18 protein-coding genes are annotated in these 22,916 nt (G+C 71.5%); 6 read left to right on the forward strand and 12 right to left on the reverse strand.

Annotated features, from left to right (window positions below):
• Nucleotides 1–112 precede the first annotated feature (112 nt).
• Nucleotides 113–946, forward strand: coding sequence for a helix-turn-helix transcriptional regulator (locus tag ACF1AG_RS12845; protein ID WP_359607070.1), 834 nt, complete (start codon nt 113–115; stop codon nt 944–946).
• Nucleotides 947–971: 25 nt separating this feature from the next.
• Here the strand turns inward: ACF1AG_RS12845 and ACF1AG_RS12850 are convergent, their stop codons facing one another.
• From ACF1AG_RS12850 to clpB, 3 genes are all read right to left on the reverse strand, one after another.
• Complete coding sequence (locus ACF1AG_RS12850) at nt 972–1,574, reverse strand: DUF1707 domain-containing protein (RefSeq protein ID WP_359607072.1); 603 nt, start codon at nt 1,572–1,574, stop codon at nt 972–974.
• A gap of 147 nt (nt 1,575–1,721) precedes the next feature.
• Complete coding sequence (locus ACF1AG_RS12855) at nt 1,722–2,252, reverse strand: YbjN domain-containing protein (protein WP_048457056.1); 531 nt, start codon at nt 2,250–2,252, stop codon at nt 1,722–1,724.
• A 190-nt stretch (nt 2,253–2,442) separates the two neighbouring features.
• Nucleotides 2,443–5,040 (reverse strand): ATP-dependent chaperone ClpB, encoded by a 2,598-nt coding sequence (gene clpB / locus ACF1AG_RS12860; RefSeq protein ID WP_359607074.1) that lies wholly within the window; start codon nt 5,038–5,040, stop codon nt 2,443–2,445.
• A gap of 133 nt (nt 5,041–5,173) precedes the next feature.
• Between clpB and ACF1AG_RS12865 the strand changes: the two genes are divergently transcribed.
• The gene (locus ACF1AG_RS12865) at nt 5,174–5,590 is read left to right on the forward strand and encodes a TIGR03618 family F420-dependent PPOX class oxidoreductase (protein ID WP_359607076.1); all 417 of its coding nucleotides are present in this window, start codon (nt 5,174–5,176) and stop codon (nt 5,588–5,590) included.
• A gap of 167 nt (nt 5,591–5,757) precedes the next feature.
• Here the strand turns inward: ACF1AG_RS12865 and ACF1AG_RS12870 are convergent, their stop codons facing one another.
• Nucleotides 5,758–6,093 carry a hypothetical protein gene (locus ACF1AG_RS12870; protein WP_033274792.1) on the reverse strand — a complete coding sequence of 112 codons (336 nt, stop codon included), beginning with the start codon at nt 6,091–6,093 and terminating at the stop codon, nt 5,758–5,760.
• A 313-nt stretch (nt 6,094–6,406) separates the two neighbouring features.
• Between ACF1AG_RS12870 and ACF1AG_RS12875 the strand changes: the two genes are divergently transcribed.
• Both ACF1AG_RS12875 and ACF1AG_RS12880 read left to right on the forward strand, forming a co-directional pair.
• Entirely contained in the window at nt 6,407–7,426 is a 1,020-nt protein-coding gene (locus tag ACF1AG_RS12875) for a helix-turn-helix transcriptional regulator (RefSeq protein WP_359607078.1), read from the forward strand.
• Entirely contained in the window at nt 7,423–8,421 is a 999-nt protein-coding gene (locus ACF1AG_RS12880; RefSeq protein WP_359607080.1) for a helix-turn-helix transcriptional regulator, read from the forward strand. Before ACF1AG_RS12875 ends, ACF1AG_RS12880 begins: the two co-directional genes overlap by 4 nt.
• Here the strand turns inward: ACF1AG_RS12880 and ACF1AG_RS12885 are convergent.
• The 7 genes from ACF1AG_RS12885 to ACF1AG_RS12915 form a co-directional block, all read right to left on the reverse strand.
• The gene (locus ACF1AG_RS12885) at nt 8,384–9,412 is read right to left on the reverse strand and encodes a helix-turn-helix transcriptional regulator (RefSeq protein ID WP_359607082.1); all 1,029 of its coding nucleotides are present in this window, start codon (nt 9,410–9,412) and stop codon (nt 8,384–8,386) included. The genes ACF1AG_RS12880 and ACF1AG_RS12885 overlap by 38 nt on opposite strands.
• Nucleotides 9,413–9,551: 139 nt before the next feature.
• Entirely contained in the window at nt 9,552–10,658 is a 1,107-nt protein-coding gene (locus tag ACF1AG_RS12890) for a substrate-binding domain-containing protein (RefSeq protein WP_359607084.1), read from the reverse strand.
• Nucleotides 10,659–10,931: 273 nt separating this feature from the next.
• A complete protein-coding gene (locus ACF1AG_RS12895; protein WP_006134641.1) occupies nt 10,932–11,384 on the reverse strand; it encodes a heat shock protein transcriptional repressor HspR in 453 nt (150 codons plus the stop codon).
• A gap of 4 nt (nt 11,385–11,388) precedes the next feature.
• Nucleotides 11,389–12,561 (reverse strand): molecular chaperone DnaJ, encoded by a 1,173-nt coding sequence (dnaJ, locus tag ACF1AG_RS12900; protein WP_391809737.1) that lies wholly within the window; start codon nt 12,559–12,561, stop codon nt 11,389–11,391.
• Nucleotides 12,562–12,597: 36 nt separating this feature from the next.
• On the reverse strand, nt 12,598–13,269 hold the full coding sequence (gene grpE, locus ACF1AG_RS12905; RefSeq protein ID WP_391809738.1) for a nucleotide exchange factor GrpE: 672 nt from the start codon (nt 13,267–13,269) through the stop codon (nt 12,598–12,600).
• On the reverse strand, nt 13,266–15,110 hold the full coding sequence (dnaK, locus tag ACF1AG_RS12910) for a molecular chaperone DnaK (protein WP_359603492.1): 1,845 nt from the start codon (nt 15,108–15,110) through the stop codon (nt 13,266–13,268). The genes grpE and dnaK overlap by 4 nt, the downstream gene beginning before the upstream one ends.
• Nucleotides 15,111–15,203: 93 nt before the next feature.
• The gene (locus ACF1AG_RS12915; RefSeq protein ID WP_359603494.1) at nt 15,204–16,241 is read right to left on the reverse strand and encodes an undecaprenyl/decaprenyl-phosphate alpha-N-acetylglucosaminyl 1-phosphate transferase; all 1,038 of its coding nucleotides are present in this window, start codon (nt 16,239–16,241) and stop codon (nt 15,204–15,206) included.
• Nucleotides 16,242–16,506: 265 nt separating this feature from the next.
• On the opposite strand from ACF1AG_RS12915, the gene ACF1AG_RS12920 reads away from it, so the two are divergent.
• On the forward strand, nt 16,507–18,789 hold the full coding sequence (locus ACF1AG_RS12920; RefSeq protein ID WP_391809739.1) for a (Fe-S)-binding protein: 2,283 nt from the start codon (nt 16,507–16,509) through the stop codon (nt 18,787–18,789).
• A 64-nt stretch (nt 18,790–18,853) separates the two neighbouring features.
• On the opposite strand, the gene ACF1AG_RS12925 is transcribed toward ACF1AG_RS12920, so the two are convergent.
• Entirely contained in the window at nt 18,854–21,751 is a 2,898-nt protein-coding gene (locus tag ACF1AG_RS12925; RefSeq protein WP_391809740.1) for an AAA family ATPase, read from the reverse strand.
• Between the two features lie 359 nt (nt 21,752–22,110).
• Here ACF1AG_RS12925 and ACF1AG_RS12930 point away from each other — a divergent pair, with 359 nt between their 5' ends.
• Nucleotides 22,111–22,797 carry a LuxR C-terminal-related transcriptional regulator gene (locus ACF1AG_RS12930; protein WP_359603500.1) on the forward strand — a complete coding sequence of 229 codons (687 nt, stop codon included), beginning with the start codon at nt 22,111–22,113 and terminating at the stop codon, nt 22,795–22,797.
• Nucleotides 22,798–22,916: the final 119 nt, after the last annotated feature.

The raw sequence follows: 22,916 nt of genomic DNA on the forward strand, positions 1-22,916 counted from the left end.
GTGACGGCCACCGGCATCAGTCCACCCGCCGGGCTCGTGCGCAGGAAGGCCGCGGCAGCCTGGGTGCGCGGCACCCAGGCTGCCGCGTCCGCCGCGCAGTACCGTCGGCCTCATGCACCGTGCGTCCGCCCAGTCACTCGGAGACTTCCTCCGCGCGAGCCGCGCCCGCCTGGAGCCGTCCGACGTCGGGCTCCCCGCCGGCAGCGGCACACGCAGGGTCAAGGGCCTGCGCAGGGAAGAGGTCGCCGTGCTGGCCGGGGTGAGCGCCGACTACTACGTGCGACTGGAGCAGGGCCGGGAGACCCACCCCTCGCCGCAGGTCGTCGGCGCGCTGGGCAGGGCACTGCGGCTGGACGCCGACGCGCGTGTCCACCTGCACCGGCTGGCAGGGCTGAGCCCCCTGGCCGAGGTCGGCAGCCCGCGCGACCAGGTGCACCCCGACCTGCTGCGTCTGCTCGACGCCTTCCCCCACGCCGCGGCCTACGTCCTGGGACCCGCGTTCGACATCCTGGCCACCAACGTGCTGGCCGACGCCCTCCTGTCCCCCTTCGACGGGGAGACCAGCATGCCGCGGATCCTCTTCACCCACCCGCGGGCCCGCGACGTCTTCCCGGACCGGCGGCTGGTCACCAGCGCGACCGTGTACGCGCTGCGTCTGAACGCGGCCCGCTTCAGCGACGTCCCGGAGATCGACGGGCTGGTCCGGGAACTGCGGGAGGAGTCGGCGGAGTTCCGCGCCCTCTGGGACGACCAGAAGGCCGCCGGTCTCGCGCGGGCGTTCAAGGTGTTCGTCCATCCCGAGGCCGGACGCATCGAGCTGACCTACGAAAGCTTCGACGTACGGGCGGCGCCCGGCCAGGAACTGCTGGTGGGGTCGGCGGAACCGGGCAGCCGCAGCGCGCAGGCCCTCACCTACCTCGCGTCCATGGCCGCGCCCCGGCACTGACACGGCCTGAGCCGAACGAAAGGCCTCAGGCCCGGTCGTTCGCCAGCTTCCGCCGCTCCCACCGGTTCGGGTGGCGGACCACCACGCCCGCCATGCCGCCGGAGCCGACGACGCGGATCAGGGGGGTGCCGGGGAGGCGGTCCGGGGTCGTGGTGTCCTTCAGGCCCCCCAGGCCGGACTTCACGGCGCCGGTGTCGGCCACCCAGCCGTCGGGGATGACGATCACGACGCCGGCCGACTCCCCGTACGCCTCCACCGTGACCTCGGGGAAGCGGCACTCGGCGCGGCTGAAGTCGAGTTTCACCCCGGCCAGGCCGCCGCGGGCGATCACCCGCGCGGGGACGTCCCAGGGCCCGGGGCCGCGGGACGCCCCGTAGTAGCCGCCCGCGAGCTCAAGGGGCGGCAGGTCGGCGGGGGCCGGCGGCCTCGGCAGGTCCGCGGTGAGGGCGTCCAGCTCCGCGTAGGTCTTCGCGGTGAGCGCCCGCTCCAGCCGCTCGTCCAGCTCGTCGAGGTCGATGCGTCCCTCGGCCGCCGCGTCACGCAGCTGCTCCACCACCGCCTCCCGGTCGTCGTGGGAGGCGCGCAGGCCACCTCGGTCGTCGTCACGCGGGGCGGGCTGGGCTGTCATGTCCCCAAGGATAGGCGGGCGTGGCGGGCCGGAAGCCGGACATGGGAGAGCCCGGTCCCGCGGCCGGCCACGTGGGCCGGCCTCCGGGCCGGGCCGGGCTCCTACGGCGTGCGCCTGGCCGGCGCCGCCGCTCGCGCGCGAGGGCGCTTACGCGTCGTCGTCGGGCTTGTCCGCGTCGTTGATCTCCTGCTCCAGGCCGAGCTGCTCGACGAGCCACTTGTCGAACTCGATGGCGGCCCGCACCCAGCTGACCGTCGAGGAGACGAAGTGCTCCAGGCTGACGCCCATGCCGATCAGCATCTGGGCCTCACCGATGAGACGGACCGTGCCGTCGTCATGGGTGTGCGTGTACACCTTGGGCCACAGCGTGCGGCGGTTCCAGTCGTCGACGGACTCGAGCAGCTGGGGCTTCTCGTCGATCTGGTGCGGCCGGTCGTAGAACGTCCGGACGGAGAAGATCTGCTGGTCGCCTTCCCCACGGAACATGAAGTACGTGCGGAACTGCTCCCACGGCGCCGCGAGGTCACCCTCGTCGTCGACGACGTACTTGAGCTCCATCTGGTCGAGGAGCTGCTTCACGAGGTCCTGATCCGGGACGACGGGGCCCGCCGGTCCTTGGGGCTGCGGCTCGGGCTGCTGGCCCCCGAAATTCGGAATCGAGGACGGGTCGATGGTCACCGTGAATTTCCCTTCGTACGGATCCCGCCATCCTCCCCCATGCGGGGAGGGGGGTGGCAAGCCCCGACGGGCCTGTCAGCCGAGGGCTGACTCGATCCGGTCAGCTCCGGGGTACCCGGAAAGGCTCCGGGCCCAACGTGCGCGCGGGAGATCCGCACGTCACGTCGGGCCCGGGAACCGGAATCGTGACTCAGAGTGTCTTGCCCGTGGCGGGGCCGACGATCAGCTCGTCCCCGAAACGGTCCACCCGGACCGTGTCGCCGTCCTTGATCTCTCCGGACAGGATCTCCTTGGCGAGCCGGTCACCGATCGCGGTCTGCACCAGCCGGCGCAGCGGCCGCGCGCCGTACGCCGGGTCCATGCCCTCGTCGGCCAGCCACTGGAGCGCCTCGGGCGTGATGTCCAGCGTGAGCCGCCGCTCGGCGAGCCGCCGTCCGAGCGCCTCGATCTGGAGCCCCGCGATCCGTTCCAGCTCGGCCTTGGTCAGCGCGGAGAAGACGACCAGGTCGTCCAGGCGGTTGAGGAACTCCGGCTTGAACGACGCCCGGACCACCTCCAGCACCTGCTCCCGCTTCTCCTCCTCGGAGCTGACCGGGTCGACCAGGTACTGGCTGCCCAGGTTGGACGTCAGCACCAGGATCGTGTTGCGGAAGTCCACCGTGCGGCCCTGGCCGTCGGTGAGACGGCCGTCGTCGAGCACCTGGAGCAGGATGTCGAAGACCTCCGGGTGCGCCTTCTCCACCTCGTCGAGCAGCACCACGCTGTACGGCCGGCGCCGCACCGCCTCGGTGAGCTGGCCGCCCTCCTCGTAGCCGACGTAGCCGGGGGGCGCGCCGACCAGACGGGCGACGCTGTGCTTCTCGCTGTACTCCGACATGTCGATGCGGACCATCGCCCGCTCGTCGTCGAAGAGGAAGTCCGCGAGCGCCTTGGCCAGCTCGGTCTTGCCGACACCGGTCGGGCCGAGGAACAGGAAGGAGCCGGTGGGCCGGTCCGGGTCGGAGACCCCGGCCCGGGAACGCCGCACCGCGTCGGAGACGGCGCGCACGGCCTCGGACTGCCCGATCAGCCGCTTGCCGATCTCGTCCTCCATGCGCAGCAGCTTCTGCGTCTCGCCCTCCATCAGACGGCCTGCCGGAATACCGGTCCAGGAGGCGACGACGTCGGCGATGTCGTCCGCGCCGACCTCCTCCTTGACCATGGTGTCCCTCGCGACCTCTTCCTCGGCCTCCGAAGCGGCCTCCAGGTCCCGCTCGACGGCCGGGATCTCGCCGTAGAGCAGCTTGGACGCGGTGTCGAAGTCGCCGTCGCGCTGGGCGCGCTCGGCCTGGCCGCGCAGTTCGTCCAGCTTCTCCTTCAGCTCACCGACCCGGTTGAGGGACTGCTTCTCCTTCTCCCAGCGGGCGGTGAGACCGCGCAGCTCCTCCTCCTTGTCGGCGAGGTCGCGTCGCAGCTTCTCCAGGCGCTCCTTGGAGGCCTGGTCCGTCTCCTTGCCGATGGCCAGCTCCTCCATCCGCAGCCGGTCCACGACCCGCTGCAGCTCGTCGATCTCGACGGGCGAGGAGTCGATCTCCATGCGCAGCCGGGAGGCCGCCTCGTCGACGAGGTCGATGGCCTTGTCCGGCAGGAAGCGGGAAGTGATGTACCGGTCGGAGAGGGTCGCGGCGGCGACGAGCGCGCTGTCGGCGATCTGCACCTTGTGGTGCGCCTCGTAACGGCCCTTGAGGCCGCGCAGGATCGCGATGGAGTCCTCGACGGACGGCTCGGCGACCAGCACCTGCTGGAAGCGCCGCTCCAGCGCCGGGTCCTTCTCGATCCGCTCGCGGTACTCGTCGAGCGTGGTCGCGCCGACCATGCGCAGCTCGCCGCGCGCGAGCATCGGCTTCAGCATGTTGCCCGCGTCCATCGCGGAGTCGCCGCCGGCGCCGGCGCCCACCACGGTGTGCAGCTCGTCGATGAACGTGACGACCTGCCCGTCGGACTCCTTGATCTCCGCGAGGACGGTCTTCAGCCGCTCCTCGAACTCGCCGCGGTACTTGGCGCCCGCGACCATCGCGCCCAGGTCCAGCGCCACCAGCCGCTTGTTCTTCAGTGACTCGGGCACGTCACCCTTGACGATCCGCTGGGCGAGGCCCTCGACGACGGCGGTCTTTCCGACGCCCGGCTCGCCGATCAGCACGGGGTTGTTCTTGGTACGGCGGCTCAGCACCTGCACCACCCGCCGGATCTCCTGGTCCCGTCCGATGACGGGGTCCAGCCTGCCCTCACGGGCGGCGGCGGTCAGGTCGGTGCCGAACTTCTCGAGGGCCTTGTACTGGCCCTCCGGGTCGGGAGTGGTCACCCGGCGCGTCCCCCTCGCCTTCTGGAAGGCCTCCTGCAGCTTGTCCGCGGTGGCGCCCTGCCGGGACAGTACCTCCCCTGCGGCCCCGCCCTTGGCAGCGATGCCGATCAGCAGGTGCTCGGTGGACAGGTACTCGTCGCCCAGCTCCTGCGCGCGGGACTGCGCGTCCGCGACGACGGCGAGCAGCTCACGGTTGGGCTGGGGCGGCGCCACCGTCGATCCGGTGACGCTCGGCAGCCCGGCGAGGACGCGCTCGGCCCCGGCGCGCACGGCGGCCTGGTCGGCGTCGACCTCGGAGAGCAGGTCCGTGATGTTCTCGTTCTCCTGCCCGGCGAGCAGGGCGAGCAGCAGGTGCGCGGGGGTGAGGTCGGGGTGTCCCTCGGTCACGGCCCGGTTGCCGGCGGCGCCCAGTGCGTCCCGGCTCCGGTTGGTCAGCTCGGCGTCCACGTGTCCGTTCTCCTCCTTGGTGCCCTTCGATGACCCTCGGCGTATGTCTGGCTGACTCTGCCAACGTCCACAAACTTGAGTCTATTCCACTCAAGGTAGTCCCCGCGAGAGGCAGAGGGCTAAGTTCCCGGGCATGGCCCTCACGTATTCGGTCGATCCGGGCGATCCGGACGCCCCCTATCTCAGCTTCTGGCGCGAGCGGCACCTGTGCACGCTGACGACGCTCCGCCCGGACGGCACGCCGCATCTGGTACCCGTCGGAGTCACCTACGACCCGGAGCAGTCGCTGGCAAGGGTGATCACCAACCGGACCAGCGCGAAGGTCCGCCACATCCGGGCGGCCGGGGAGGAGGGCGCGCCCGTCGCCGTCTGCCAGGTGGACGGCGGCCGGTGGGCGACGCTGGAGGGACGCGCACGGGTGCGCACGGAACCGGCGCGCGTCCAGGACGCGGTGGAGCGGTACGCGGAGCGGTACGGGCGGACGCCGGGACCCAACCCGGACCGGGTCGTCATCGAGATCGCGCTCACGCGGGCGATGGGGCGCGGGTGAGGAGCGGTGTGATCATCACCGGAAAGCAGCGGCTTCCGGCCATCACCCGATCCTGCCGATACCCGGAAATGTCCCCCAAAACTGCAGCGGCGTCACCGTGTTCAGGTCACGGTGACGCCGCTGCGGGGGGAAGCACCTGCGCGATCTGTTACGACGGGGGAATCGCGTCAGGCACTGCGGGGGGTGGCCGAGATGGTCCGCGGGGACCGGGAGTCGGGCTCCACCTGCCGGTGGTCCCGCTGGTCCAGGTTCACAAAGATCATGCCGTACCGGATGGCACACCGGACGGGCTTCGGCGCCCCCCTGGGCCGGCGCAGGCACCGGTACGCCCGCACGTCGCCGTCCTCGTCGCGGGTGACGACCACGGGCTCACCGAAGACGGTCACCATCAACGAGTCACCGCTGTGGGGGATCGCGGTGACCAGGTCGATGAAGTGCCATCCGGACCGGTAGGCGGTCGCCATCTCGCGCCGGAAGGAACGGTCGTCTGGTGGGGTGGTCATCTCTCAGCCCCAACTGCTGTCGTCTGTGGTCCGAGGAGCCACAGGACCCCAGCTGCTGTCCGGCGGCAGGGACACCCCTGCCGCACCCGCTCCCCAGCTGCTGTCAGCCCGGACGTCGCCCTCCGCGCCGGCCAGGCCACTCAGTACTCCGAAGGCCATGACGGCAGAGAAGGCGGCGACAAGTACCGAGCGAAGCGTTCTCTTGCGCATAGTCGGCTTCGTCCTCACTCGAAAGTCACCCTTCCCCCGTCAAGTAAGACGATGGCTCATTCGGGCACGTCATGGCCACACAATCGGTGCATCATGTTCCTGCATGTTCAGGACCCTGGGGGGTGGAGATTTGACTACGAATCGGACCAATGACGCACATCCCCATGCGGTGACCGAACTGTGCGAGGCCGGGAGCCGCCTGTACGGCGAAGCACTGCGCGCGGGACGCATTCCGCGCGGCGACGCGGATCCCGCCCCCTGCCTCATGGAACTGGCCCTGCTGCACCCGGATCCGGACGACCCCAACTGGCTGCGGCCGGTGTCGCCCGCGGTGGCGCTGGCCCAGCGGCTCAACCCGCTGGAGCGCGAGATCACGGAACGCCGGCGGATGTCGATCGAACTCGCCGACGCGTTCGAGCCGTTCATGGCCCTCAGCGCCCAGGCCACCACCAGCACCAACTCGATGACCGTGCTGGAGGGCTTCGACCGGATCAACGCGGCGCTCGACCTGGCCACCTCGCAGTGCCGCTCCGAGATGCTGAGCGTACAGCCCGGCGGCCGTCGCCTGGAGCACACGCTGGCCCAGGCGCTGGACCGGGACCAGCAGATGACCGAGCGCGGGGTGCGCATCCGCACCCTCTACCAGCACACCGCCCGGCACAGCCCCGAGACTCTCGCCTACGTGGCGCGTTTCGACACGGCCAAGGTGGAGTACCGGACCATCGACGAACTGGTGGAGCGGCTCATCATCCTCGACGAGACCGTCGCCTTCATCCCCATCCGGGAGGACCGGCAGGTGGCCCTGGAACTGCGCCACCCCGGCCTGGTGCGCTACCTCATCAAGGTCTTCGAGTTCATGTGGACCCGCGCGGTGTCGCTCAACGCCGGCGCACCCTACGAACCGGCGCCCGACGGACTGACGGAGGTGCAACACTCCATCGCGAAACTCCTGGTGGAAGGCCACGTGGACGAGGCCATCGCGCGCCGGCTCGGCATGAACGTCCGCACCTGCCGGGCGCACATAGCCAAGCTGGCCGCGACCCTCGGCAGCGGCAGCCGCGCCCAACTGGGTTACCTCATCGCCCAGTCCGGCATCCTCGACCAGGACGGCGGCCCCCGGTGACCCGCGCGCCGCACGCGGAGCACAGGGCGGACGAGCTGTGCCCGGCGGGGACCGGGCTGTACGAGCGGGCGCTGCGTGAGGGGCGGCTCGACGCGGACGAGGCGCAGGCGGCGCCCTGCGCGGTCGATCTGGGCCTGCTGCGGCCCGCCGTGGACGACCTGGGCGCCCTGGAGCCGCTGCCCCCCGCCATCGCCCTCCAGCAGCTGCTGCGCCGCTCGGGGGAGCGCATCGCGGCGGAACGGCGCCGTGAGGAGTGGCTGGCCGAGACCTTCCACGCGCTCATGGGCACCGGCGGCGGACCCGGCGGCGAGGCGAGCACGCCCACGCTCTCCCTGCTGAGCGGCCTGCACCGGATCAACGGCGCCATCGCGCAGGCGCTGGCCGACGGCACACGCGAGGTCCTGTGCATCCAGCCGCCGAACAACTACCAGACGTCCGAGTACGCGAGGACCGCCCAGGCCGCCGCCATGGTCCGCGACCAGCAGTTCCTCGACCGGGGCGGCAGGATCCGCGTGATCTACCCGCACACGCAGCGGCACATCCCCCTGGTCGTCGCCCGGTACGAGCAGTTGAGGGGCGACGCCCAGGCCCGCACCCTGGACGAGGTCACCGGCCGCATGATCATCGTGGACCGGACGGTCGCCTTCATCCCCGGGGACGACGAGGGCCACTCCGACATCGCCCTGGAGATCCGCCACCCGGCGGTCGTCGACTACCTGGTGAACATGTTCGACCGCTTCTGGCGGCTCGCCACCCCCATGCACCCCCAGGCCGTCCAGCCGCCCTCCCTGGGCGGTGTCACGGCCCGGCAGCGGGCCATCGCACGGCTGCTGGTCGAGGGACACACCGACGCCGTCGTCGCCGACCGGCTGGGCATGAACATCCGCACCGCGCGCGTCCACATCGCCAAGCTCGCCGCGACGCTGGGCAGCCAGAGCCGGGCCCAGCTCGGCTACCTCATCGGGCAGTCCGGGATTCTCGACCGGACAGAGTGACCTCGGGGCCCCGGGGCTTGTCCAGCCCCGCCTGGGCGATCCGCACCCCCAGCTGAGTGCGGCTCGCCGCGCCCAGCGTCTCCGAGAGGCGGGCGATGTGGGCGCGGCAGGTGCGGACGCTGATACCCAGGCGCTCCGCGATGACCGCGTCCTGATGCCCCTCCGCCAGCAGCGCCGCGATGGACTGCTCGCGGTGCGAGATGCCCTCGATGCCCGTGTCGGGAAGCGGCGCGGTCAGCGGGATGGCGAGCCGCCACAGCCGCTCGAAGACCGTGCCCAGGTACTCCACCAGCGCCGGGTGGCGCAGCTCCAGGGCCATCGTGCGCTCGGCGTTGGCGGGGATGAAGGCGACCGTGCGGTCGAAGAGGATGAGCCGCTCGATGACCTCGTCCAGCGTGCGCGCCTCCACCGCGTCGCCCATCAGCTCCAGATAGTTGAGCAACCCGTGCCCGTGCCGCGCGACATGGGTGTACAGATCCCGCATCCGCACACCGCGCCCGCGCAGCGCCATCGCCCGGTGCAGGCCCTCCGACAGCTCGGCCTCGCGCCGGATGCCTCCGGGCTGGACGGTGAGCACCTCCGTGGTGCACGCCTGCGTCGCCTCGTCCATCGCCGCCTGGATACGTGCCAGTCCGTCCAGCACACGGATCGCGGGGCCCTCCGAGGCCCCGCCCGCCGGCACCTGGCGGCCGAGACCGGCGTACCACTCGAAGGCGGCGACCGCCGAGCCGACCCGGCGCTGACTCGCCCTCACCTCGTCGTACATGCCGCGCAGCAGCCGGGTCATGACCTCCTGCGGGGAGGTGGGGACCAGCCAGTCCATGTCGTCCGGGTCGGGGTGCAGCAGAGCCAGCTCCATCAGGCAGGGGACCCGCTCGGCCTCCCGGCGCGGCAGCCGTCCGCGCCGTACGGCCCGGGAGTACACGCGGTCCCCGGCCTCGCACAGTCGGTCAGCACCGTGCGGATGCTCGTCCGCCCCGTGCCCGGCCATCGCCCATCCCACCCCCGGTTCAGCGTCTTTCCGCGAGCGCAACTATGCGCGGCCGGAACCTGCTGTGCAACACGGGACCGGCCACCGCACCGGCCCGGAGGCCGGCGGGTGGCCGGATTCGTACGAAGGCGTACGGGGGTTACTTGAGCCCGATCTCCGCGCAGGCGTCCTTGAACTCGCCGGTGCAGATGTCGGACACCTCGTAGAAGCCGTCGGCGATGACGGTGTCCTCCAGGTTGTCCTGGGTCAGCGCGACCACCGGCACCAGCTGCGCCGGGATGTCCTGCTCGGTGGGGCTGTCGACACGGTCCCGGGTGAGCGCGTCGAACTGGATGCCGCGGCCCTGGACCTTCGCCACGGCCATCTCCGCGGCGTTCTCCGCCTCTTCGGGGTAGGACTTGTAGACGCTCATGTACTGCTCGCCGGCCACGATGCGCTGCACCGCGGCCAGTTCCGCGTCCTGGCCGGTGATGGGCGGCAGCTTGGTCACACCCGCGGCGCGCAGCGCCTTGACGATGCCGCCCGCCATGCCGTCGTTGGCGGAGTACACACCCTCGATGTTGTCGAGGCCGATCTCGCTGATCGCCTCTTTCATGTTCTTCTCGGCGTTCTTCGGGTCCCAGTCCTTGGTGTCGAAGGACTTGGCGATGGTGACCTTGCCCTTGAGCTCGGACAGCGCCCCGGCCTTGAACTGCTTGGCGTTGGGGTCGGTCGACGAGCCGTTCATCATCACGATCTTGTCGGTGATGCTCAGGTTGCCGCCCATCGCCTCCAGCAGTGAGCGTCCCTGCACCTCGCCCACGAGGGAGTTGTCGAAGGAGATGTACGCGTCGATCGGGCCCTCGGCGAGCCGGTCGTAGGCGATGACCGGGATGCCGGCCTCCTTCGCCTTCGAGACGCTCTCCGCGATGCCGTGCGCGTCCACCGCGTCCAGCACGATGACGTCGACCTTCTTCTCGATCATGCGCTGCATCTGGCCGGCCTGCTTGTCCGCGTCCGCCTCGGCGTTGGCGTACTCGACCTTGCCCTTGTTGTCGGTGAGCGACTCCACCTTCTTCTTGAACATGGGGTAGTCCCACTGCTCGTAGCGCGTGTTGGCCTTCTCCGGGAGGAGCAGGCCCACCGTGATGTCGTCCCCCTTGGCGGGGGTCGCGTCGTCGCTGCTGCCTGTCGCGCCGAGCATGCCGCAGCCGGCGAGCGTGACGGACATGGAGACGGCGGCCACGGATATGGCGATACGACGCATGCGAGGGCTCACTTCAGGTGCGTTTTGGACGTGGGCACAGCTTTGCGGCCCATGTGACTGAAAAGCCAACGCTTCGGCGACCACCGCGTCAAGAGGCAGCCACTTAACGAGATGAACACGACACGGTGCGCTGAACTCGTGAAAGTCCTGCGAACACGCCGCGGGGATCACCTGGACACGCAGGCATACCATAGCCACAGCTGTGGTCGTGGATGAGAGAAGGGGCCCGTGGGTTCTGCGAACCCACGGGCCCCTCTTCGCTTGCGCGCGCCGTCAGTCGGACTGCTGCTGACGCTTGGGACGCCAGACCACGAGCGCGCTGGTCTGCTGCACCTCCTGGTAAGGCACCAGGTCACGACGGTACGAGGCGTGCACGGCGGCCTCGCGCTGACGCATGGCCGCCGCCGCGCCGTCGAGCGCGTCCTCCAGTTCGGCCACACGGGCCTGGAGCGCGGCGACCTGGTTCTCCAGTTCGATGATGCGCTTGATTCCGGCCAGGTTGATGCCCTCGTCCTGTGACAACTGCTGCACCTGACGGAGCAGTTCGATGTCACGGGCCGAGTAGCGCCGGCCCCGGCCCGCCGTACGGTCCGGCGACACGAGTCCCAGACGGTCGTACTGACGCAGCGTCTGCGGGTGCAGGCCGGAGAGCTGGGCCGCCACCGAAATGACGTAGACCGGGGTGTCCTGGGTCAGTTCGTACGGGTTGCGTCGACGGCCGTCCATCGCATCAAGCTCCCTTCGCGGCCTGGAACAGCTCCGCCCGCGGATCCTGGTCCGCGGTTGCCTCGCGATACGCCTCCAGGGCGTCACGAGCCTTCCCCGTCAGGTCCTTGGGGACACTCACCTCGACGGTGACCAGCAGATCGCCGCGGGTGCCGTCCTTGCGGACCGCGCCCTTGCCGCGGGCGCGCAGGGTGCGCCCGTTGGGTGTGCCCGGCGGCAGCTTCAGCGTCACCGGCGGACCGCCCAGCGTCGGGACCCGGATCTCGCCCCCGAGGGCCGCCTCGGGGTACGTCACCGGCACCGTGACCGTCAGGTTGTCGTCCTTGCGGCCGAACACCGGGTGGGTGCCGACGTGCACGACGACGTACAGGTCGCCCGCGGGGCCGCCGCGCTCGCCCGGCGCGCCCTTGCCGCGCAGCCGGATCCGCTGGCCGTCGCTGACCCCCGCGGGGATGCGCACCTGCATCGTCCGCGAGGACTTGGCCCGCCCGCTGCCCTTGCAGACCTCGCAGGGTTCCTCCGCGATCAGGCCGCGGCCCTTGCAGTCCGGGCAGGGGTCGGTCAGCGAGAAGCCGCCGCCGGAGCCCCGCGCCACCTGTCCGGTGCCGACGCAGGTCGGGCACACGCGCGGCGTGCCGTTCTTGTCGCCGGTGCCCGAACAGGCCTTGCAGGGCGACTGCGACGACATCCGCAGCGGGACGGTCGCGCCCTCGATGGCCTCGGTGAAGCTGAGCGTCACCTCGGACTCGATGTCCTGGCCCCGTCGCGGCTGGGTCCGGGTGGCCCCCGGGCCGCCCCGGTTGAACAGGCCCCCGAAGACGTCACCGAGGCCGCCGCCGAAGCCGCCCGCCTGGCCGCCGGCCTGACCTCCGAAGAGGTCACCCAGGTCGAAGTTGAAGGAACCGCCGCCCGCGCCCGGCCCCGGGCGGAACCCGCCGTTGCCGAAGAGGGCGCGCGCCTCGTCGTACTCCTTGCGCTTCTTGGGGTCGCCGAGGACGTCGTTCGCCTCGGAGATCTCCTTGAACCGCTCCTCCGCCTTGGTGTTCCCCTTGTTGGCGTCCGGGTGGTACTCGCGGGCGAGCTTCCGGTACGCCTTCTTGATCTCGGCCTCGGTGGCGTCCTTGGGGACGCCGAGGACCTTGTAGTAGTCCTTCTCGATGAAGTCCTTGGTGCTCATCCCCGACGTCCCTCCTTCCCTGCGTCAGCTGTAACGTCAGCCCTCCTCCGGGCCACCGCTCTCCTTGTTCTCCCCGTCGGCCTGCGCCTCGGAGCCCTCCTCGGCCGGCGGAGCCGTCTGCGCGCCGGGCTGCGGCTCGGCGACGGCCACCCGCGCGGGGCGGATGGTGCGCTCGCCGATGCGGTACCCCGGCTGCAGGATCGCCACGCACGTCGTCTCGGTGACGTCCGGCGCGTAGGAGTGCATCAGGGCCTCGTGGATCGTCGGGTCGAAGGGCTCGCCCTCCTTGCCGAACTGCTGGAGGCCCAGCTTGGCCACCGTGGTCTCCAGCGACTCGGCGACCGACTTGAAGCCGCCCACCAGCTCGCCGTGCTCACGTGCCCGGCCGATGTCGTCGAGCACCGGGAGCAGTTCGGTCAGGAGATTCGCCACGGCGGTCTCCTTCACGGCTGCCCGGTCCCGCTCGACACGGCGACGGTAGTTCTGGAACTCCGCCTGGAGGCGCTGGAGGTCCGCGGTGCGCTCGTTCAGCGCGCTGCGGGTCTGGTCCAGCTGGGCCACCAGAGCGGCGTCCTGCTCGGTGTCCCCGGCCGGGGCCGCCTCTTCCTCGGGAGAGGGAGCGGCGGCCTGCGGCTCGGCGTCGTCGGACGGTGCGCCGGAAGGGACATCGGGCTGCTGGTCGTCGAAGCCCGGGGTCTCTTCCGTCACGCCGCACCGTCCTTCCGGTCCTCGTCGACGATCTCGGCGTCGACGACGTCGTCGTCGGCCTTGGCCTCACCGGCGCCGGCGGAGGAGCCGCCCGCGGCCTGCGCGCCCTGGGCGTCGGCGTACATCGCCTGGCCCAGCTTCTGCGAGACGGCGGCGACCTTCTCGGTGGCCGTGCGGATCTCGGCGGTGTCCTCGCCCTTGAGCTTCTCCTTCAGCTCGGCGACGGCGGCCTCGACCTCGGTCTTGATCTCGCCGGGCACCTTGTCCGCGTTGTCCGTGAGGAACTTCTCGGTCTGGTAGACGAGCTGCTCGCCCTGGTTGCGGGACTCGGCGGCCTCGCGGCGGGCGTGGTCCTCCTCCGCGTACTTCTCGGCCTCCTGACGCATGCGCTCGACCTCGTCCTTCGGGAGCGAAGAGCCGCCGGTGACGGTCATCTTCTGCTCCTTGCCGGTGCCGAGGTCCTTCGCCGTGACGTGCATGATGCCGTTGGCGTCGATGTCGAAGGAGACCTCGATCTGCGGGACGCCACGCGGCGCCGGCGGCAGACCGGTCAGCTCGAACATGCCGAGCTTCTTGTTGTACGCCGCGATCTCGCGCTCGCCCTGGTAGACCTGGATCTGCACCGACGGCTGGTTGTCCTCGGCCGTCGTGAAGATCTCGGAGCGCTTGGTCGGGATCGTGGTGTTGCGCTCGATCAGCTTGGTCATGATGCCGCCCTTGGTCTCGATGCCGAGGGACAGCGGGGTGACGTCGAGCAGGAGGACGTCCTTGACCTCGCCCTTGAGGACACCGGCCTGGAGCGCGGCGCCGATGGAGACGACCTCGTCCGGGTTGACGCCCTTGTTGGCCTCCTTGCCGCCGGTCAGGTCCCTGACCAGTTCGGCGACGGCGGGCATACGGGTCGAACCGCCGACCAGAACGACGTGGTCGATCTCGCTGACGGAGATGCCGGCGTCCTTGATCACGTTGTTGAACGGCGTCTTGCAGCGCTCGAGCAGGTCCGCGGTCAGCTGCTGGAACTGGGCGCGGGTCAGCTTCTCGTCGAGGTGCAGGGGGCCCTCGGCGGAGGCGGTGATGTACGGGAGGTTGATCGAGGTCTCGGTGGACGAGGACAGCTCGATCTTCGCCTTCTCGGCGGCCTCACGCAGACGCTGCAGCGCCATCTTGTCCTTGCCCAGGTCCACGCCGTGACCGGCCTGGAACTGCTTGACCAGGTAGTCGACGACGCGCTGGTCCCAGTCGTCACCACCGAGGTTGTTGTCACCGTTGGTGGCCTTCACCTCGACGACACCGTCGCCGATCTCCAGGAGGGAGACGTCGAAGGTACCGCCACCGAGGTCGAAGACGAGGATCGTCTGGTCGTCCTTGTCGAGGCCGTACGCCAGGGCGGCGGCCGTCGGCTCGTTGACGATGCGCAGCACGTTCAGACCGGCGATCTCGCCGGCCTCCTTGGTGGCCTGGCGCTCGGCGTCGTTGAAGTACGCCGGGACGGTGATGACCGCGTCGGTCACCTTCTCGCCCAGGTACGCCTCGGCGTCCCGCTTCAGCTTCTGCAGCACGAAGGCGCTGATCTGCTGCGGGTTGAAGTCCTTGCCGTCCAGGTTGATCTTCCAGTCGGTGCCCATGTGGCGCTTGACCGACCGGATGGTCCTGTCGACGTTGGTCACGGCCTGGCGCTTGGCCACCTCGCCGACCAGCACCTCACCGTTCTTGGCGAAGGCGACGACGGAAGGCGTGGTCCTGGCGCCCTCGGCGTTGGTGATGACGGTGGGCTCGCCGCCCTCCAGAACGCTGACGACGGAGTTAGTCGTGCCCAGGTCGATGCCGACCGCACGTGCCATTTCGATTCCTCCAGCTGACTTGAGTGGAACAGACTCAAGCATGCATGACGTCCGCCGCCGGGTCAACAGAGCTGAGTCAGGCAGACTCAACTCTTATCCGCTCCTTACACGCAACTGCTCGCTGACCTGCGACGACGCGCTGGCGACACGTTGACGCGGACGGAAAACAGGGGTGACGGGACGCCTCACGAGCACCAGGACGGGCACCGTGGCGGCCGCCGCGACCCACCACACCGCCCCGGGGGACAGCCTGCCGGTGTGCACGCACACCGCGACGACCACCCCTCCCGCGGACCCGGCGCCCAGCAGCACCGGCACCGCGCGGGGCGCGAGGGCCAGCCGCCGCAGCCGGTGCCCGAGATGGTCGGGGCGCCCACGGGTGAGCGCCCGGCGGTCGAGCCGCCGCCCGAGTACCACCAGGGCCGCGTCCGCACACGCGATCGCCGTCAGCGCGTACAGCACGGCCGCCCCGGCTCCGATTCCCTGCCCCGCCCGCACGAAAACCGCTGACGAGGCCAGCAGGAATCCGGTGAAGAGCGCACCGGCCGACCCCAGGCCCGCCCGCGCGGGGAACCAGTTGTGCAGCAGGAACCCGGCGAGCGCGGCGGCCAGCACGCCCATCAGCGCGGCGAGGGAGTCCATCAGCTCGGCCGTGGCGCACGCGGCGACCCCGAACGCGCCCACCGCGCCGACCGCTCCGGCCAGCCCGTCGGCGTGGTCCAGCCCGCGGAAGGCGGTGGTCGCGACCGCGATCCAGACCACGGCCGCCGCTCCGGCGGCCGCACCGGTCTCCTCGTACGGCACGACGAAGCCCGCCGCGACCGCCGTCCCGGCCGGCGTGACCCACCAGCGCAGCCGCCGGAGGTCGGCGGCCAGCCCGAGCAGGGCGACGCAGCCGGCGGCCGCGACCACCTGGCCGACCCCGGCCCCGAGGGGCAGCAGACCGGCGGCGTCGGCGCCTCCCGCGACCAGGACGGTGGCAAGCGCGACGGCCGCTCCCCCGGACAGCGGCAGGGGCCGGCGCCGCCTGCGGTCGGTGATCCCGAGACGCAGGGCGGGGGTCCGCAGCACCCCGGTGAGGAGGGCGGAGAGCAGCAGTGCGGTGGCGGCCGCGGTGATCCCGTAGAGCACGGATATAAGTTAGGGGCGTATGGACTGATTTGGCGTGAATAACACGATCGACTCCGGGACGCCTTCACGGGCCGCCCGCATAGGCAACCCTCAGCGACTCAGATCACCCCGTGCCCGGCTACAGTGCGGCCGGAGATGGGGGTAGTCTCAGACGGACTGCATAAGTTACCGCTTAGTAATCTCGGGGAAGCCGGACGGCACACCCCGGTGAAGCCCCCGACAACCACTCCACACCCTGAACCCCTCGCAGGCCCGAGGAGCCCCCATGCAACTCGCCGCGATCATCGTGTCGCTGGTCCTGACCGTGGTCGGCGTTGCGCTGCTCGCACGCGCGATCGGCCAGTTCGTCCGGTACTTCAAGCTGGGCCAGCCGGTCCCGGCCCGCACCCGGACCGACAATCCCTACCAGCGCAGTGTGACCCTGGTGCGGGAGTTCCTCGGCCACACCCGCATGAACAGGTGGGGCGTCGTCGGCATCGCCCACTGGTTCGTCGCCGTCGGCTTCCTGACCCTGCCGCCGACCCTCGCCCAGGCCTTCGGCCAGCTCTTCCAGGCCGACTGGGTGCTGCCGGTCATCGGCGACTTCCTGCCGTTCGAGATGTACATCGAGTTCATCGGTGTCATGACGGTCCTGGGCATCGCGGTGCTCATCGTGATCCGTCTGCTCAGCCTGCCGTCCCGGCCCGGCCGCAAGTCCCGCTTCACCGGCTCCAAGGCCGGCCAGGCGTACTTCGTCGAGTACGTGATCCTCACCATCGGCCTCGCCATCTACGTGCTGCGCGGCCTCGAGGGCGCCCTGCACCACGTCGACGGCTACTCGGCGTCGTACTTCGCGTCGTACCCGCTGGTGCAGGCCTTCGACGGGCTCTCCACCGGGACGCTGCAGAACCTGGTCTACCTGACCGCGATGATCAAGATCGGGACGTCGTTCGTCTGGATGATCGTCGTCTCGCTCAACACCAACATGGGTGTGGCCTGGCACCGCTTCCTCGCCTTCCCCAACATCTGGTTCAAGCGTGAGGCCGCCGGCGGGACCGCGCTGGGCGCGCTGCAGCCGATGACCTCCGGGGGGGAGCCGATCGACTTCACCGACCCCGGTGACGACGACGTCTTCGGCGTCTCCCAGGTCGAGCAGTTCTCCTGGAAGGGCCTGCTGGACTTCTCCACCTGCACCGAGTGCGGCCGCTGCCAGTCGCAGTGCCCCGCGTGGAACACCGGCAAGCCGCTCTCCCCGAAGCTGCTGATCATGTCGCTGCGCGACCACGCGCACGCCAAGGCGCCGTACCTGCTGGCCGGCGGCGGCAAGACCATGGAGGGCGAGGAGAAGGCGTCGGAGGAGCAGCTGGCCGGCGTGCCCGCCGCCGCCCTCGCCGAGGCCGAGCGCCCGCTGATCGGCACCGCCGAGGAGAACGGCGTCATCGACCCGGACGTCCTGTGGTCCTGCACGACCTGCGGCGCCTGCGTCGAGCAGTGCCCGGTGGACATCGAGCACGTCGACCACATCGTCGACATGCGCCGCTACCAGGTGATGATCGAGTCCGCGTTCCCGTCCGAGGCGGGCACGATGCTCAAGAACCTGGAGAAGAAGGGCAACCCCTGGGGCCTGGCGAAGAAGCAGCGCCTGGAGTGGCTCAAGGAGGTCGACTTCGAGGTCCCGGTCGTCGGCAAGGACATCGAGGACCTGTCCGAGGTCGAGTACCTGTACTGGGTCGGCTGCGCCGGCGCCCTGGAGGACCGCGCCAAGAAGACCACCAAGGCCTTCGCGGAGCTGCTGCACATCGCGGGCGTCAAGTTCGCGATCATGGGCGGCGACGAGAAGTGCACCGGTGACTCCGCCCGCCGCCTCGGCAACGAGCCCCTGTTCCAGGAGCTCGGCATGGAGAACGTCATGTCCCTCAACGCCGCCTTCGGCGAGGAGATGGACGACGAGGGCAAGGTGACCGAGGAGTCGCGGAAGCCGAAGGCGTCGAAGAAGATCGTCGCCACCTGCCCGCACTGCCTCAACACCCTCGGCAACGAGTACCCGCAGCTCGGCGGCGACTACGAGGTCATCCACCACACCCAGCTGCTCCAGCACCTGGTGGACGAGGGCAAGCTCATCCCGGTCACCCCGGTCGAGGGCCTCATCACCTACCACGACCCGTGCTACCTGGGCCGCCACAACAAGATCTACACGCCTCCGCGCGAGATCATCGGCAAGGTCCCCGGCCTGCGCAACGAGGAGATGCACCGCCACAAGGAGCGGGGCTTCTGCTGCGGCGCCGGCGGCGCGCGGATGTGGATGGAGGAGCGGATCGGCAAGCGCATCAACAACGAGCGCGTCGACGAGGCCCTGTCCCTGAACCCGGACATCATCTCCACCGCCTGCCCGTTCTGCCTGGTCATGCTGACCGACTCGGTCAACGGCAAGAAGAACGACGGCAAGGCCAAGGAGTCGACCCAGGTCGTCGACGTGGCCCAGCTCCTGCTGGAGTCGGTCAAGACCCCGGTCGACCCGGCCGGCGAGGAGGAGTCGGAACCGGCTCCCGAGCCGGAGCCGGTGAAGTAGTCCACACCGCGCAGTGAAGGGGGCCGCCCGCTAGGGCGGCCCCCTTCGCCGTCTGCAGGCTCCGTCAGCCGGCGCGGGCCGCGGCTCCGTAGGGGGCCGGGGGGAGGGCCGTCGGGAGCTCCGTGCGGCGGGCGATGCCCAGCTTGCGGTAGGCCGCCGTCAGGTGGGTCTCCACCGTGCGGCGGGCCAGGTGGAGGGAGGCCGCTATCTCCGCGTTGGTGCGGCCCTCGGCCGCCAGACCGGCGATGCGGCGTTCGCTGTCCGTCAGGGCCTCCGGGCCCGTGCGGGGCGCGCCGGGGCGGCGGGCGCCGCCCTCGTGGAGGAGGTCCTCCGCCACGCGGCGCAGCCGCACCGCGCCGAGACGCTCCGCGTGCTCCACCGCCTCGTGCAGCGCCTCCCGCGCTTGGGAGCGCTCCCGAAACGCGAGCAACAGCCTTCCGTGCGCGATCAGCGCGGCGATCAGCTCGGCCCCGCCGGGCGCCGCACGCAGCAGTCCGACCGCCCGCGCCGTGAGCCGCAGACCCCGCCGGCCGCCCGTCGCCTCGCCCAGCATGCGCAGCGCCCGGCCCCGTACCCGCGCCGTGCCCCACACCTCGGCGAGCCGCGCCTCCTCCTCCGCCAGCGCCAGCGCCTCCTGCGGCCTGCCCAGCGCGAGCAGGCACTCGGCCGCGCCCACCCGCCACGGCGACACCACGGACAGATGCCCCTCCAGGGACGCCTGGCGCCGCCCGCACTCCAGGAAGTCCTCCAGCGCCCGTTCCGGCTGCCCGGACGCGGCCAGCAGCACCGCCCGCGCGTACAGGAACCGGTGCGTGCGCCAGGAGTCCGGCGCGGTCGGCAGGTCGAAGCCGTCCACCAGCCGCTCGGCCTCCTCCCGCCGCCCCGTCTCCACCAGCGCGATCACCGCCTGGGTGTGCGCGCTCGTGGGACCGGGCCCCGACGACCGGATCCGCGCGGTACGGGCGTGCGGTTCGGCGAGGACCGCGTCCCAGTCGGCGCGGGCCGCCGCGACGTCCACCCGCATGTCGGTGAGGATGTGGTGCATCGGGTGCAGCAGGAACGACGCCAGCGGATCCAGAGCCCGCCGGACCAGCCGCTCCGCCTCGTCCAGCTCGTCCGCCCAGTGCGCCACGAGCGCGGCCATGCCGTACAGGAACGGCACGGCGACCGGATCCGCAGGCCCCTCGGTGAGCGCGCGGATCCGCTCCATGGCCTCCCGCGAGGAGATCAGCCCACCCGTCGCACCGTGCCGCACCGCCAGCATGCGGTGCGCCGCGTCCAGCAGGTCCGGCCCGTCGCCCTCCGGCTCGGGCGCGAGCGGCTCGTCGCCGGCGCGCGACACGTGCGGGGTGGCGTCGGACAGCAGCACGGTGACCGCACGCAGCGTCCGCACCGGACCTGGACGCCCCGCGAACCGCTGCTCCTCCTCCCGCAGCATCCGCCGCGCCGCGGCGACGTCCCCGCTGCGGGCCAGCGCCGTGGCCAGGGCGACCGTCGCCCGCAGCCGGTCCCGCGAGCCGCCGGGCAGCCGTACGGCCTGGGCCAGCCGGGGCAGCCCGCCCGACGGGTGGGCGGCGCACTCCAGGGAACCGAGCTGGATCAGGACGGTGGCCCGGCGGACGGGCTCCATCGGCTCGTCCAGGGCGCGCCGCAGGAACGCCACCGCGCAGCGCGGCCGGTCGGCGCGCACCTCCTCGGCCGCCGCCTCCAGCAGCACGTCGACCGCCCACGGCTCGGCCACCGCGGCCCCGTGGTGCAGGTGCCAGGCCACGGCGCCGACCGGGGCCCCTTCACGCATCAGCTCCTCGGCGGCGGCCCGGTGCGCCTCCCTGCGGCGCCCGCTGGTCCAGCCGCTCAGCACGGCGTCCCGCAGCAGCGGATGGGCGTACCGGTGGAGTCCGTCCTGGTCCCGCCGCAGCAGGCCGAGGCGGGTCATCGCCGTGAGCCAGCCCGTCACCCGGTCCGGGTCGGCCTGCGCCATGCGGGCCACGGTCCGCGCCTGGGTGTCGCGGCGCTCCTCGGGGCAGTCCCCCGGGCACCACTCGCGCCGTGTCCCGTCATCCGCGGTCTTCGGGGTACGGGCCGCGGCCGCCCGATCCGCCTCCCCGCTCTCCAGCACGGCCAGACAGCGGGCGACCCGCGCCGTGGCCCCGCCCGCGCCGGCCAGCCACCACGAGACGACGTCCAGGTACGCCCCCGGGTACAGCGCGGCGCACGTCTCGGGCAGTGCGGCGGAGGGGCCTTCCGTGGCGGACCCCGTCCAGGACGACAGGTCGTGCAGCAGGGCCCGCAGCAGCAGCGGGTTGCCCGCCCCGGCGCGCACGCAGTCCGCCACCCGGCCGGGCTCGGCGTCCGGGAAGGCGGCCCGCACCAGGTCCGCGGCGGCGCCCGCGCTCAGCGGGGCGACGGTGTGGGTGTGGACGAGGGCGGGGGACAGCCCGTGGGCGAGTCCGTGGCCGGCCGGGTCGATGTCGTACTGGCTGCGTTCGGTCACCACGAGCAGCACGGGCAGCCCGTCGACGAGCCGGGCGGCCTCCGCTAGCCAGCGGCGCGAGGCCGCGTCGGCGGCATGCACGTCGTCGACCGCGACGAACAGCGGCCCGCGCCGCGCATACGTCTCCAGCAGCCGCCACAACAGCCCGCCCTGCGTCCGCCGGTGCTCGGCGGGGGACGTGCCGGCCGACGCCGGGGGCTCCTGGAGGAAGTCCGCGTCGGCGCCGAACAGTTGCCGGGCGACGCCCCAGTCGGCGCCGCCGTCCTCCGGGGTGCCGCGCCCCCGCAGGACCCGCATCCCCCGCCCGGCCGCCTGCTCGGCGGCGGCGCCCAGCAACGCGGTGCGTCCGGTGCCGGTGGCGCCGCGCAGCAGGACGAGACGGCCCGCGCCGGCACGGGCGCGTTCGCCCTGCGCGGCCAGCAGGCGCAGGGCGTCGTCCCGTTCGCTCAAGGGCTCTGCTAACGGCACGGGTTCCTCCTGGGCCGGGCGGATCGTGGGCGGGCGACGGTGCCGCCACGGACACCGGCCCCGGTCTGAAGGACGCGGAAAAAGGCGTACGGGTGCCCCGACGGGCCTACGGGAGCGGCCTGTTGAGGCAGAAAGTAAGCGTGAGGTGTGAATGCGCGCCGCGGGTATGGACGCGGAACACCGGGTCGTGTTCCATGCCCGCAGAGCCGTGACCTGGTCACGGAGGCGTGCGTGCCCGCATGCCCCGATCTCGTGGTGCGTCTCGTGGTTCTCCACGATTGTCCGCGCCCCACCCGCCACAGGAGTGTGGATCCGCAGCGTCGGACGCGGCCGCCCCGGCGGCGGTCGCACGGTCGGGTATGGGGAATCGGTTGCAGAGCACGTCGTTGACAGGCCCGGAGACGGCAGCGCCCACCGGGCCCGGAAGCCGTATCCCCGTGGTGGTGGAGGCCCCCGACCCGATCTCCCGGGCCGGCGCGGTCAGCGAACTGCGCCGCCACCCGGTCATCGACCTGGTGGAGGACGGGCGGCCCGGCCCCGGCACCGTGGCCCTCCTGGTCAACGACCACCTGGACGAAGACCTGTTGACGCGGATGCGCAAGCTGGTCCGCAGCGACGGCAGCCGCGCGGTGCTCGTGGTCGGCGCGATCCGGGAGAGCGAACTGCTCGACGTCGTCGAGTGCGGCGTCGGCGCGATCGTCTGGCGTCACGAGGCCACCGCGCAGCGGCTGGTGCGCGCCGTCGTCGCGGCGTCGCGGGGCGACGGGGACCTCCCCGGGGACCTGCTGGGCAGGCTCATCAACCGGGTGGGCACACTGCACCGCACGTCCGCCGGCCACTCCGGCGCCCCGGCGAGCGGGCTGACGGCCCGCGAGGTCGACGTCCTGCGGCTCGTCTCCGAAGGGCTGGACACCGGAGAGATCGCCGGGAAACTCGCGTACTCCGAACGGACGGTCAAGAACGTGTTGCACGGAATCACCACCCGGCTGCACCTCCGCAACCGGGCGCACGCCGTCGCGTACGCCCTTCGGGAAGGTTACATCTGACCGTCCAGGCACCCGGGTTGGGGCCCCTCGGGCACCGCCCCGTGCCCGCGCGCCCACCCCGGCGCCGGACCCCGTGCGGCGCGCCCCCGGCACCATCGACGGGACCCGGAGACGTGCCG

It is taken from the genome of Streptomyces sp. NPDC014764 (genome assembly GCF_043082785.1).
In the GTDB taxonomy this organism is placed as follows: Bacteria; Actinomycetota; Actinomycetes; order Streptomycetales; family Streptomycetaceae; genus Streptomyces; species Streptomyces althioticus.